The 13,052-nt window shown below is 55.5% G+C and carries 12 protein-coding genes; 10 read left to right on the top strand and 2 right to left on the bottom strand.

Features of this window, described 5'->3' with window-relative positions; all coding sequences use genetic code 11:
- Positions 1–2 precede the first annotated feature (2 nt).
- From envC to IM273_RS07845, 4 genes are read left to right on the top strand one after another with little or no spacing between them, the layout of a single operon-like run.
- On the top strand, positions 3–1,262 hold the full coding sequence (gene envC, locus IM273_RS07860; protein WP_235428248.1) for a murein hydrolase activator EnvC: 1,260 nt from the start codon (positions 3–5) through the stop codon (positions 1,260–1,262).
- 3 nt (positions 1,263–1,265) lie between these two features.
- Complete coding sequence (locus IM273_RS07855; protein WP_193051580.1) at positions 1,266–2,219, top strand: divergent polysaccharide deacetylase family protein; 954 nt, start codon at positions 1,266–1,268, stop codon at positions 2,217–2,219.
- Between the two features lie 20 nt (positions 2,220–2,239).
- Positions 2,240–3,445: a glycosyltransferase gene (locus IM273_RS07850; protein WP_047363319.1), complete on the top strand. Its 1,206-nt coding sequence runs from the start codon at positions 2,240–2,242 to the stop codon at positions 3,443–3,445.
- Positions 3,446–3,460: 15 nt separating this feature from the next.
- Positions 3,461–4,375 (top strand): hypothetical protein, encoded by a 915-nt coding sequence (locus tag IM273_RS07845; RefSeq protein ID WP_045260055.1) that lies wholly within the window; start codon positions 3,461–3,463, stop codon positions 4,373–4,375.
- A 26-nt stretch (positions 4,376–4,401) separates the two neighbouring features.
- Here IM273_RS07845 and tdh read toward each other — a convergent pair whose 3' ends face one another.
- Entirely contained in the window at positions 4,402–5,430 is a 1,029-nt protein-coding gene (gene tdh, locus IM273_RS07840; protein ID WP_193051579.1) for an L-threonine 3-dehydrogenase, read from the bottom strand.
- Between the two features lie 9 nt (positions 5,431–5,439).
- Positions 5,440–6,636, bottom strand: a complete 1,197-nt coding sequence (gene kbl, locus IM273_RS07835) for a glycine C-acetyltransferase (protein WP_045260056.1) — start codon at positions 6,634–6,636, stop codon at positions 5,440–5,442.
- Between the two features lie 215 nt (positions 6,637–6,851).
- On the opposite strand from kbl, the gene rfaD reads away from it, so the two are divergent.
- Genes rfaD through IM273_RS07805 form a run of 6 tightly spaced genes read left to right on the top strand, consistent with a single transcriptional unit; the run spans position 6,852 to position 13,040 of the window.
- On the top strand, positions 6,852–7,784 hold the full coding sequence (gene rfaD, locus IM273_RS07830; protein ID WP_041911658.1) for an ADP-glyceromanno-heptose 6-epimerase: 933 nt from the start codon (positions 6,852–6,854) through the stop codon (positions 7,782–7,784).
- A 2-nt stretch (positions 7,785–7,786) separates the two neighbouring features.
- Positions 7,787–8,833, top strand: a complete 1,047-nt coding sequence (gene rfaF / locus IM273_RS07825; RefSeq protein ID WP_193051578.1) for an ADP-heptose--LPS heptosyltransferase RfaF — start codon at positions 7,787–7,789, stop codon at positions 8,831–8,833.
- Between the two features lie 3 nt (positions 8,834–8,836).
- Positions 8,837–9,820 (top strand): lipopolysaccharide heptosyltransferase RfaC, encoded by a 984-nt coding sequence (gene rfaC, locus IM273_RS07820; RefSeq protein WP_193051577.1) that lies wholly within the window; start codon positions 8,837–8,839, stop codon positions 9,818–9,820.
- A 3-nt stretch (positions 9,821–9,823) separates the two neighbouring features.
- Positions 9,824–10,924, top strand: coding sequence for a glycosyltransferase family 9 protein (locus IM273_RS07815; protein ID WP_049137160.1), 1,101 nt, complete (start codon positions 9,824–9,826; stop codon positions 10,922–10,924).
- A 5-nt stretch (positions 10,925–10,929) separates the two neighbouring features.
- Positions 10,930–11,838 (top strand): glycosyltransferase family 2 protein, encoded by a 909-nt coding sequence (locus IM273_RS07810; protein WP_193051576.1) that lies wholly within the window; start codon positions 10,930–10,932, stop codon positions 11,836–11,838.
- Entirely contained in the window at positions 11,826–13,040 is a 1,215-nt protein-coding gene (locus tag IM273_RS07805) for an O-antigen ligase (protein WP_136344054.1), read from the top strand. The genes IM273_RS07810 and IM273_RS07805 overlap by 13 nt, the downstream gene beginning before the upstream one ends.
- The last annotated feature ends 12 nt before the right edge of the window (positions 13,041–13,052 follow it).

Genomic DNA, 13,052 nt, shown 5'->3' with positions numbered 1-13,052 from the left:
CAATCACATGGGTCGTGAAGCCGCTTAGGCTATCAGTCAGACCTCTGCTTTGCGCCAGCGCACTCAGCGCTGGCGTATTGCTGTGCGCCGCATCCGCCCACGCGGATGACCGCGACCAGCTGAAATCCATTCAGGCCGATATCGCCGCCAAAGAGCGTGCGGTACGCCAGCAGCAACAGCAGCGCGCCGCCCTGCTCGCCCAGCTTAAGCAGCAGGAAGAGGCCATCTCCGCTGCCGCACGTAAACTCCGTGAAACGCAAAACACCCTCACCCAGTTGAACAAACAGATCGACGAGATGAATGCGTCGATTGCCAAACTGGAGCGCCAGCGTGATGCGCAGGAGCGCAACCTCGCAGCACAGCTGGATGCCGCATTCCGTCAGGGTGAGCATACCGGACTCCAGCTGATCCTCAGCGGTGAAGAGAGCCAGCGCGGCCAGCGTCTGCAGGCCTATTTCGGCTATCTGAACCAGGCGCGTCAGGAGACCATTGCACAGCTGAAGCAGACGCGTGAAGAGGTTTCCACCCAAAAAGCGGAGCTGGAAGAGAAGCAGAGCCAGCAGCAGACGTTGCTCTACGAACAAAAAGCGCAGCAGGCGAAACTTGAGCAGGCCCGTAACGAACGCAAGAAAACGCTGTCCGGTCTTGAGTCCTCCATTCAGGCAGGACAGAGCCAGCTGAGCGAAATGCGCGCCAACGAATCAAAACTGCGTAACAGCATTGCCCGTGCGGAAGCCGCAGCGAAGGCGCGCGCCGAAAAAGAGGCCCGCGAGGCGCAGGCGGTTCGCGACAAGCAGCAGGAAGCCTCCCGCAAAGGGACCACCTACAAGCCAAGCGAAAGCGAACGCTCCCTGATGTCGCGTACCGGCGGTCTGGGTTCCCCGCGCGGTCAGGCCTACTGGCCCGTTCGCGGCACTATTCTGCATCGCTATGGCGAACAGCTGCAGGGTGAGCTACGTTGGAAAGGGATCGTTATCGGTGCGTCTGAAGGTAGCGAAGTGAAAGCCATCGCCGATGGCCGCGTGATCCTGGCCGACTGGCTGCAGGGTTACGGACTGGTGGTGGTGGTCGAGCATGGTAAAGGCGACATGAGTCTTTACGGCTACAACCAGAGCGCGCTGGTCAGCGTCGGCACCCAGGTGCGCGCCGGCCAACCCATCGCCCTTGTGGGCAGCAGTGGCGGTCAGGGCCGCCCGTCACTCTATTTCGAAATTCGTCGTCAGGGTCAGGCGGTCAATCCACAGCCGTGGTTGGGAAGATAAGTTTTGCTTCAATTTCGTCGAATGGTTCTCTCCGTCGTCAGCGCACTGGCGCTGGCTGCACTACCGGTATATGCAGGTAAACTCGCCATCGTGATTGATGACTTCGGTTATCGACCACACTATGAAAATCAGGTGCTGGCGATGCCATCAGCCATCTCCGTCGCCGTCCTGCCGAATGCGCCTCACGCGCATGAAATGGCGACCAAAGCGCACAATAGCGGCCACCAGGTCCTCATCCATCTTCCGATGGCACCGCTCAGCAAGCAGCCGCTGGAAAAAGACACCCTGCGCCCGGATATGAGCAGCGATGAGATCGAACGCATCATCCGCGACGCCTACAACAAGGTGCCGTATGCCGTGGGTCTGAACAACCATATGGGTAGCGCGATGACCTCCAGCCTGTACGGTATGCTGAAAGTGATGCAGGCGCTGGAGCGTTACAATCTCTATTTCCTCGACAGCATGACCATCGGCAACAGCCAGGCGATGCGCGCCGCTCAGGGGACGGGCGTCAAGGTCATTAAGCGCAAGGTGTTCCTGGATGACACCCAGAATGAAGCGGATATCCGCGTGCAGTTCAACCGCGCGGTAGCGCTGGCGCGCCGTAACGGTTCGGCGATTGCCATCGGGCATCCGCATCCGTCTACCGTTCGCGTTTTGCAGCAAATGCTGCCGAGCTTACCCGCCGATATCACGCTGGTACGCCCGAGCGATCTGCTCAATGAACCGCAGGTAGACACGTCTCGTCCGGAGAGCGCTCAACCTCCGGCAACGCAGCCGCGTAATCCGTTCCGCGGCGTGAAGAACTGCGCGCTGAAAAAGCCGCTCGAGCCGGTGCATGCAACCCGCTTCTTTACGGTCATCAGCGAAAGCGTGGGCCAGAGTACGCTGGTGCAGTACTTCCAGCACCAGTGGCAGGGATGGGGTAAAAAAGTCTCAGCGAACCAATCCCAGTGACAGGCGATTAAGGTAGAAAGATGCCACAGCGACACAAAATTCTGCTCCTCGATACCGGTAAAGAGTGGGGAGGAGGCACCAACAGCATGCTTGAGCTTCTGAAGCGGATTAACCGCGAGAAGTTCGATATTACCTGTTGTTTTTACAGTGATTACAGCCGGGCCGAAGGACAAACCATCGGCCAGGTGTTGAACGGCATTGGCATCCCGTTAATTGTCATTCCGCAGCAAAAGCAGCCCGGATGGGCGAAGGTTGCGAAAGAGCTGGGCCGCAGCCTGCTATTTTTCTCGCGCAGCGCCCGCAAGGCATTTACCCGACATATTGACACGCTCTGGCGCATCCGGCCCAACGTCAGCAAGATCGAGACGATTTTCCGGGAAGGCGGTTTCGATACGCTGTACATGAACAATCAGCCGGGCTCTAACGAAGAGGGTTATCTGGCGGGCGCGAACCTGCATGCGCGGATAATTCAGCATTGCCGGATTGAACCGGTGCTGACCCCGCCGCTGGTGAAGCTGGTGAATGCCCACGCCACAAAAATCATCGCCGTCTCGCACGGCGTTGAACGCGTGCTTCTTCAGCATGGCGTCCGGCCAGAGCTGTGTACCACGGTCAACAACGCCATCGACATCCACCAGCCTTTGCCCGACCGACGCGCCATGCGCCAGCGTCTGAACATCGATGACGACACCTTTGTGTTCGGCAGCATTGGGTCGCTTATCCCTCGCAAGTCCAACCACCATACTCTGGAGGCGCTGGCCCAGTTCAGCCAGAAGCACCCGCAGGCAAAATGGAAGATGGTGCTGGTCGGTGAAGGGGCTGAACGCGGCGCGCTGACGGCGCAGGCTGACGCGCTGGGGATTGCTGAGCACATCATTTTTACCGGTTTCCAGAACACGCCTTTTGACTATCTCGCCACCTTTGACGCGTTTATTCTGGCTTCGAAGAGCGAAGGTTTGCCCCGCGTCGTGCTGGAGGCAATGCTGCTGAATATCCCGGTGATTGGCTCAAAGGTAACCGGCACGGCAGAATTGATCGACCATGAGTCGACCGGGCTGCTGTTCCCGTGGAGCGATGTGTCGCAACTTGCTCAACATCTGGATAATATCTGGCAGGATCCTGCTCTGCGCGCCCGGCTAGCCGCAGCCGCGCACCAGAATGTCTGCAACGTGTATGCCATTGAAAGCTATGTTAACGGTGTCGAGGCCGTTCTTGGCGCGCAATAACCAAACGAGAAGAACATGTTTAAATTCCTGAATGCTCGCTACCGCCACATTACCGGGCGTCATAACATTCCTTACGCTTCCCTTCCGGTCACGCGCGATCTCGTTGCGGTTGATTCCATCGTGATCCCTTGTACGGGCGCGGATTTCGTCGAAGAGGCGTTATTATCAGCGACCTTTGCAGAGCGTTACGCCACCGACGTCAGCGAGATTGTTATCGTCAGCGATCAGCCTGAATCCGCTTTCGGCGAGCTGCCGCCAAAAACCCGCGTTGTGACCCTCACGCTGCCAAAACGTGAAGAGGGGTACCGCTATAAGCAGATCTACCTCAGCCGTCTGGTGAAGCTTAACGCTCCGCTTCAGGCGCGCGGAGAAGGCGTATTGATGATCGACTCCGATCTCAACCTGCTGAAGATGCCCCAGATCAACATGGCCGATATGCACATCTACTCCAGCTTCCGTCAGGGCAAAATGATCGCCAAGCTGGACGGCGCCCCCGCAGAAAAAGTGCCGGCATATTACAAAGAAACGGTGCGCCCGTATCTGGTCGATCACGTTAACGGCGCGTTTCTTGCCGCAACCAAAAAGACCTGGCGTCGCATCTGCCCGCTGTGGCTGACGCTGTTCCAGGATACCTGGGAGCTGATGGACGACACGCAGCCGCCGACCGATCAGCTGCCGCTCGCTGCGCTGCTGGACATGCTGGATGTTAAAACGGTTAACCTGGGCGACTGGATGAACTGGCCTGTATCCAAGAAGATCGGCGGTCAGGAAGCCGTTGTGCCGAAAGAGGTGATTGGCGCGCATGGGGGTTTCCCGCTTTCCGAATGGCAGAAGTATCTGGAATCGCCGGATAACAAATTGCTGTTCAAAGGGCAGGACTATACCCGCAAGGTGCGCTACCTGACGGACGAAGAGAAAAAGAATCAGTAAAAAAGGGGCCTGAGGCCCCTTTTTGTTTACTTATCCCAGCTCAGGATCACTTTCCCTGACAGGCCGGAACGCATCGCGTCGAAGCCCTGCTGGAACTCATCGATGGAGAAACGGTGAGTGATAATCGGGGACAGATCCAGGCCGGACTGGATCAGCGCTGCCATCTTGTACCAGGTTTCGAACATCTCGCGGCCATAGATGCCTTTGATGAACAGCCCTTTGAAGATGACTTTGTTCCAGTCGATGGACATATCTGACGGCGGAATGCCCAGCATCGCGATACGGCCACCGTGGTTCATAGTGTCCAGCATGGTGCGGAACGCCGGCGGCGCGCCGGACATCTCCAGGCCTACGTCAAAGCCTTCGGTCATACCCAACTCTTCCATCACGTCGGTCAGGCTCTCTTTCGAGACATCCACCGCACGGGTGACGCCCATTTTGCGCGCCAGCGACAGGCGGTATTCGTTCACGTCGGTGATCACCACGTTGCGCGCGCCCACGTGCTTCGCCACGGCTGCCGCCATAATGCCGATTGGGCCGGCGCCGGAGACCAGCACGTCTTCACCGACCAGGTCGAAGGAGAGCGCGGTGTGTACCGCGTTGCCGAACGGGTCGAAGATGGAGGCCAGATCGTCAGAGATATTATCCGGGATTTTGAAGGCGTTAAACGCCGGGATCACCAGGTATTCCGCGAAGCAGCCCGGACGGTTTACGCCCACGCCGACGGTGTTGCGGCACAGGTGGGTGCGACCGCCACGGCAGTTGCGGCAGTGACCGCAGGTAATATGGCCTTCACCAGAGACGCGATCGCCAATGCTAAAGCCTTTTACTTCCTGGCCGATGCCGACCACTTCGCCGACGTATTCGTGACCGACCACCATCGGTACCGGAATGGTTTTCTGCGACCACTGGTCCCAGTTGTAGATGTGAACGTCAGTACCGCAGATAGCCGTTTTACGAATTTTGATCAGCAGATCGTTATGACCGACTTCCGGCTCCGGCACGTCGGTCATCCAAATCCCTTCTTCCGCTTTCAGTTTGGATAACGCTTTCATCACACGTCCTCAGGCAATTACGCCCAGCTGTTTGCCGATGCGGGTAAAGGCTTCCACCGCACGCTCAATTTGTTCAGGCGAATGCGCCGCAGACATCTGGGTGCGGATGCGCGCCTGACCTTTTGGTACCACCGGGAAGAAGAACCCGGTGACGTAAATCCCTTCTTTCTGCAGCTCGCGGGCAAACTGCTGCGCCACAACCGCATCGCCGAGCATCACAGGAATGATCGCGTGGTCAGCGCCGGCCAGGGTGAACCCTGCGGCGCTCATTTTTTCGCGGAACAGACGGGCGTTTGCCCACAGTCGGTCGCGCAGCTCGGCGCCGGACTCCACCATCTCCAGCACTTTGATGGAGGCGGCCACAATGGCCGGCGCCAGGGAGTTGGAGAACAGGTACGGACGGGAGCGCTGACGCAGCCACTCAACCACCTCTTTACGCGCAGCGGTATAACCGCCGGACGCGCCGCCGAGCGCTTTTCCCAGCGTACCGGTGATGATGTCCACGCGGCCCATCACGTCACAGTATTCATGGGAGCCGCGGCCGTTTTCGCCGACAAAACCGACCGCGTGGGAGTCATCGACCATCACCAGCGCATCGTATTTATCCGCCAGGTCGCACACGCCTTTCAGGTTGGCGATCACGCCGTCCATGGAGAACACGCCGTCGGTCGCGATCAGTACGTGGCGGGCACCCGCTTCGCGTGCCTCTTTGAGCCGCGCTTCCAGCTCAACCATGTCATTGTTGGCGTAGCGGAAACGCTTCGCTTTACACAGGCGAACACCGTCGATTATGGAGGCGTGGTTCAGGGCGTCGGAGATAATCGCATCTTCTGCGCCGAGCAGGGTTTCAAACAGACCGCCGTTGGCGTCGAAGCAGGAGGAGTACAGAATCGCGTCTTCCATTCCGAGGAAGTTTGCCAGCTTTTGCTCAAGCTGCTTGTGGCTATCCTGGGTGCCGCAGATGAAGCGCACGGAGGCCATGCCAAAGCCGTGGGTGTCCATGCCGTTTTTCGCGGCGGCAATCAGCTCAGGGTGATTCGCAAGACCTAAGTAGTTGTTCGCGCAAAAGTTGATCACATGGCTGCCGTCGGCAACGGTGATGTCCGCCTGCTGGGCAGACGTGATAATACGCTCTTCTTTGAACAACCCTTCCGCACGAGCGGTGTCGAGGTCGCTGTTTAACTGTTTGTAAAAATCACCACGCATTGCAATTCTCCAGACTCGGCAAATTTTGGCACATATTACCCAAACCTATAGTTCATGACGAGATGACGCCGTATCTCTTCTCGTTTTTGCAGCATAAATCACGTGTACCCCTGCTGCATATCGGTGAATGGCTGAAGACCGGGCATTGTGATGATATGATATGAATATTAGCGTCCGGGATTGTCCCCGGGCTCAACACTTCAAAGGTTACAGTTATGATCATCGTTACCGGCGGCGCGGGCTTTATCGGCAGCAACATTATTAAGGCCCTCAATGATAAGGGCATCACCGACATTCTGGTGGTGGACAACCTGAAAGACGGCACCAAGTTCGTTAACCTGGTGGATCTGAACATCGCTGACTACATGGATAAAGAAGACTTCCTTATCCAGATTATGGCGGGTGAAGAGTTCGGCGAGATCGAAGCCATCTTCCACGAAGGTGCGTGCTCTTCCACCACCGAGTGGGACGGCAAGTACATGATGGATAACAACTATCAGTACTCTAAAGAGATCCTGCACTACTGCCTGGAGCGTGAAATTCCGTTCCTGTATGCCTCTTCCGCGGCAACCTACGGCGGGCGCACCTCGGACTTCATCGAATCCCGCGAATACGAGCAGCCGCTGAACGTCTACGGCTACTCCAAGTTCCTGTTTGACGAGTACGTGCGTCAGATCCTGCCGGAAGCGAACTCGCAGATTGTCGGCTTCCGCTACTTCAATGTCTACGGGCCGCGCGAAGGGCACAAGGGCAGCATGGCGAGCGTGGCGTTCCACCTGAACACCCAGCTGAATAACGGTGAAAGCCCGAAACTGTTCGAAGGCAGCGACGGCTTCAAGCGCGACTTCGTCTATGTGGGCGACGTTGCAGCCGTAAACCTGTGGTTCCTGGAAAACGGCGTCTCCGGCATTTTCAACCTGGGCACGGGCCGCGCGGAATCCTTCCAGGCGGTGGCAGACGCGACGCTGGCATATCATAAGAAAGGCAGCATCGAGTACATTCCGTTCCCGGATAAGCTGAAAGGCCGCTACCAGGCGTTCACGCAGGCCGACCTGACCAACCTGCGCGCCGCGGGCTACGACAAGCCGTTCAAGACCGTTGCCGAAGGCGTAACGGAATATATGGCCTGGCTGAACCGCGACGCGTAAGTATGAAGATTCTGGTGATCGGCCCGTCATGGGTGGGCGACATGATGATGTCGCAAAGTCTCTATCGCACGCTCAAGGCGCGTTATCCCCAGGCGATAATCGACGTGATGGCACCCGCCTGGTGCCGTCCGCTGTTATCGCGTATGCCGGAAGTAAACGAGGCGATCCCGATGCCGCTCGGCCACGGGGCGCTGGAAATCGGTGAACGCCGCAAACTCGGTCATAGCCTCCGCGAGAAGCGCTATGACCGTGCGTACGTGCTGCCAAACTCCTTTAAATCCGCCCTTGTGCCCTTCTTTGCGGGCATTCCGCACCGTACCGGCTGGCGCGGCGAAATGCGCTACGGTCTGCTGAACGACGCGCGGGTGCTGGATAAAGCGGCCTGGCCGCTGATGGTGGAGCGCTACGTGGCGCTGGCCTACGACAAAGGGGTGATGCGCAGCGCGAAAGATCTGCCGCAGCCGCTGCTCTGGCCGCAGCTTCAGGTGAACGAGGGGGAAAAATCCCACACCTGCAACGCGTTTGGCATTTCGTCCGAACGCCCAATGATTGGCTTCTGCCCCGGCGCAGAATTTGGCCCGGCTAAACGCTGGCCGCACTACCACTACGCCGAACTGGCGAAACAGCTGATCGACGAAGGCTACCAGATTGTGCTGTTTGGCTCGGCGAAGGATCACGAGGCGGGCAACGAAATTCTCGCCACGCTGAGCACCGAGCAACAGGCCTGGTGCCGCAACCTGGCTGGAGAAACGCAGCTTGAGCAGGCCGTTATCCTGATTGCCGCCTGTAAGGCCGTGGTCAGCAATGACTCTGGCCTGATGCACGTCGCCGCCGCGCTGGATCGTCCGCTGGTTGCGCTGTATGGCCCAAGCAGCCCGGACTTCACGCCGCCGCTGTCGCACAAAGCGCGCGTAATCCGTTTGATTACCGGGTACCACAAGGTACGCAAAGGCGATGCGGCAGAAGGTTACCATCAGAGCCTGATCGACATAACGCCGCAGCGCGTTCTCGAAGAGCTCAACGAACTGTTGTTGAGCGAAGAAGGATAACGGATGCGGGTATTGATCGTTAAAACCTCCTCAATGGGTGATGTTCTGCATACGCTACCGTCGCTGACGGACGCCATGCGGGCCATTCCCGGCATCCGTTTTGACTGGGTGGTAGAAGAAGGCTTCGCGCAGATCCCCACCTGGCATGAAGCGGTTGACCGCGTGATCCCGGTCGCGATTCGCCGCTGGCGCAAAGCGTGGTTCTCCGCGCCGATTAAAGCCGAGCGTAAAGCCTTCCGTGAAATGGTGCATGCGCAGCGTTACGACGCGATTATCGACGCGCAGGGGCTGGTGAAAAGCGCGGCGCTGGTCACGCGTCTGGCGCACGGCGTAAAGCACGGCATGGACTGGCACACCGCCCGCGAACCACTGGCGAGTCTGTTCTATAACCGTCGCCACCACATCGCAAAGCAGCAGCACGCCGTAGAACGCACCCGCGAGCTGTTTGCGAAAAGCCTCGGCTATGCGAAACCGGAAGCGCAGGGCGACTACGCCATTGCGCAGCACTTTTTGCGCAATACAGATCCCTGTGCTCAGCCTTATCTTGTCTTTCTGCATGCCACAACGCGCGACGATAAGCACTGGCCGGAAACACACTGGCGAAGGCTGATTGAACTAATGCAACCCTCCGGTATCCATATTAAACTCCCGTGGGGCGCTGAGCATGAGCGGCAGCGTGCGGCGCGTCTGGCAGCAGGCTTTTCCCACGTCGAGGTGTTACCCAAACTCACGCTGGCGCAGGTTGCCGCAGAGCTGGCAGGCGCTAACGCCGTTGTTTCCGTGGATACGGGTTTAAGCCATTTAACCGCGGCGCTGGATCGCCCAAATATCACCCTTTTTGGCCCGACCGATCCCGGCCTGATCGGGGGCTATGGCAAAAACCAGCATCAGATGGTCAGCCCGACTCAGCAAACGAAGGATATCAGCGCAGATGCGATTTTTTCATTTTTACAGGGCAGCCGTTGGCTTTCCAACAGGGATATTTAACCCATGAGTTACGTATTTCTGCTGATTTTACTCTTTCCGGTGAAGCTTATCCGGAAGCTGTTGCGCAAAGAGACAGGGAAAAACCTGGTCATTCAGACAGCCAAAATCGGTGATTTTGTTAATGCAACGCCTCTTCTGGCCTGGCTGCAAAAAAGCGACGTGCTCATCAGCCGCAGCGTGGGTGCGCTGGCGAAGCATGACGAGACGGTCGAAGAGATTTATTTTATTGAGCAGCATAAGCGTAACCTGTGGCGTAAGCTCTGTTTCGCCTGCAGGATCATGAACCGCTATGACAACGTCTACCTTCTGCAGCCTAACAGCGTGAATCTTTTTTTCGCCTCCGTTTGTAACGCCAAAAACAAGCAATTCTTAAGCACTTACACGCGCAGGTGGTATCACGGGATTTTCTATTCAACGGCCGATGGTACGGTTGACCACGGTAGAAAAACGTTAACAGTCACTAACTATCTTAAGCTGGCCGACCGCGCTCTGACCTGGCAAGACTCTCCAAAGCACGCCACAAAGCCACTGTTTAAACCCGCGACTTATCCGGCGATCCTTGATAAACCCGGCGCGGTCCGCATTGGCATCAGTATCGCCGCCGGGAATAAAGCTAAAACCGTTCCGCCTGTCATCTGGAAGCAAATTGCCGATCGTCTCGCCGACCTGCCCTGCGAGTTTTACGTGTTTGGCGCCCCGAATGAACAGTCCTGGATGGATGACATCACCCGCGCTTACGGTGAACTGCCCAACTTTATTAATCTGATTGGCAAGATCTCGCTTGAAGAGCTGCCGTGGGCAATTTCTAAAATGGATTGTTATATCGCCTCCGACTCGGGGAATGTCTACATCGCCGATGCGGTTGGCGTGCCGGTCGTCTTACTGTTCGGTCCGTGCTGTCACTACGAGCAGCGCCCGCTTGGCAACGTGTTGCTGATTGGCAACGATGACAATATTTGCTCGTATGTTTTTGAAACTCGTTATTATTTCTCGCAAGGCCGGGAAGAACTCTTCGCGGTAACAGATGAATCGCTGGACGAACTCAAACATTTCATTTGCGGGCTACCAACAGCAAAATCTGCCTTTGATGCTCAGGGAAACTAATTACTATGGCTTTTCTCAGCATCATTATTGCCGCACATAATGCCGAAAACACGCTTCACGCCACTCTGGAAAGTCTGCAAAACGCGATTGAGAATGCAGGCGATGATGTAGAAGTTATTATCATTAATGACAGTTCCAACGATTCCACACAGGATATTATTGAGGCGTGGTTGCCAAAGCTTCCGCATGCGCAATGCCAATACGTTGAGTACCGTAACGTAGGGCATGTTCGAAACAGCGCAGTCTCGCTGGCGTCAGGCGATTACATCACGATGCTTGATAGCGACGATCTGTTAAAGCCGGGTAGCATCCGGGATGCCGCCGCCTTCCTGAAAGCAGAGCGTCCTGATATGTTGCTGACGCGCCTGCTGGAAATACGCGATATGCGGAAAATCACCTCCGCCTGGCAGGGATTCACGCCCGTCTCATTATCGCAAAATGATGCAATAAAGCGTTTCCTGCAGCACAAAGATTTTCAGGCGCATCTCATCGGGCAATTCGTACACCGCAGGCTATACGCAACCAACCCTATCCCTTCTATGGTCTGCTATGAAGATTTCGCGGTATTTCCCGGCATGCTGATGCAATCGCGTAAAATCTTCTTTCAGCGTCAGGGACACTATTTTTACATCAAACGCAGCGACAGTTTGTCGAGCCGTCTTGACGCCAGTAAAATCGCCACGCTGATTGAATGTACACTACAGATGGAAAATACATTCCCGCAATCATTTAAGCATCTTATTAATTGCCACTGGTTTGATATTTACAGTAATCACCGACAATATCTGACCGACCTGCAGCTCAAACTGGTTAAGGCGCGGGTAAATGCACTTTATTCTTTCTCTTTTTTCTTCTCCAGAGATGTACGTTTCAGCTACAAAAAAAGGGTCATTGAGGCATTATGGAAAAAGTAAAACTGCGGCTCTATCAGCTGACGCTGATTTTGAGCCTCATTTCGTTTGCACTGGCGCTGCTGAGCTCAGGTAAACAACGAGAATTTTTCTATATTGCGGTTTATGCCAGCATTATCGGCTTAGCTTGCGAATATAAAAAAATCACCCTGCGCCCCTTTTCAATCGCGCTCCCAATATTGCTGATTGGGCTACTCAATCTTGTCTGGTATATGGTGTATGAATATCATAGCGAAGGTTTAAACGCTTACAGCGATTATCTGGGTGCCAGTAAGAAACTGATATTAGCGAGCATTCTCGTTTTCTATCTTGACCGGTTTAAAACTTACGTCGATAAAAGCGCTTTCCAGAAGTACTTCCTGTACGCGGCAGGTACAGGGTTTGTCCTCGCCACGGGATATGGCTTGTGGCAGGCGACGCAGGGTATGGCACGTATAGAGATGGCCATCAATCGCGCCACCGTGTCTGCCTATGTTTACTCCGTACTGTCACTGGCGCTGGTATACAGCCTTTATCTTCAAAAAAACAGAAAACTATATGTAGTCGCGGGTCTTACCATCTTAATATCTTACTTCGTTATTCTTTTAACGGGGACGCGTGCTGCAATGGGATTATATTTGCTCCTTGCGATTGTACTCACGCTCTACCACTTCAGAAGAATTCATCTGAAATCAACGCTGATTTTTTTATGTATTGTGGCGGGCATTATTATCGTTAGCTACAAGCCGTTGATCTCGCCAAAGATAGTTCAAACGCAGATGGAACTGGAAAGCTACCAGCAGGGGCATGACGCGACGTCGCTCGGAGCGCGTTTTTCCATGTGGACAATTGGTATTCAGAACGGACTTGCGCACCCGCTGGGGCAGTCAGTCGAAGACCGTGAGGTATGGACACAGCAGTATGTGCAGCATGGGCATCCGCATCTCGCGGCCGCGCTCGAGTTTATCAGGGTACATTTACACAATGAATTTATCGAAAAATACTCTCTGCAGGGGCTTCCGGGTCTGGCGATATTACTCTTTTTCTTCGTTTCGATGATCGCTTACGCGCTTAAAAACCGAAATGGCCTGCTGCTGACAACGATGCTTCTTTTATTACTCTATGGCCTGACGGACGTCATTTTATTGAGCTCAGAAGCCCTAATATTCTTTGTTACTCTGTTTGCATTGAGTACTCCCTTCTCGCAAACCAGACAACATCAATAAGAGATAATGCCC

This window comes from Enterobacter cloacae complex sp. P13B (assembly GCF_014895915.1).
Classification (GTDB): Bacteria; Pseudomonadota; Gammaproteobacteria; order Enterobacterales; family Enterobacteriaceae; genus Enterobacter; species Enterobacter bugandensis.
Note: the sequence above shows the minus strand (reverse complement) of the source record. Positions and strands in the feature narration are given on the sequence as shown.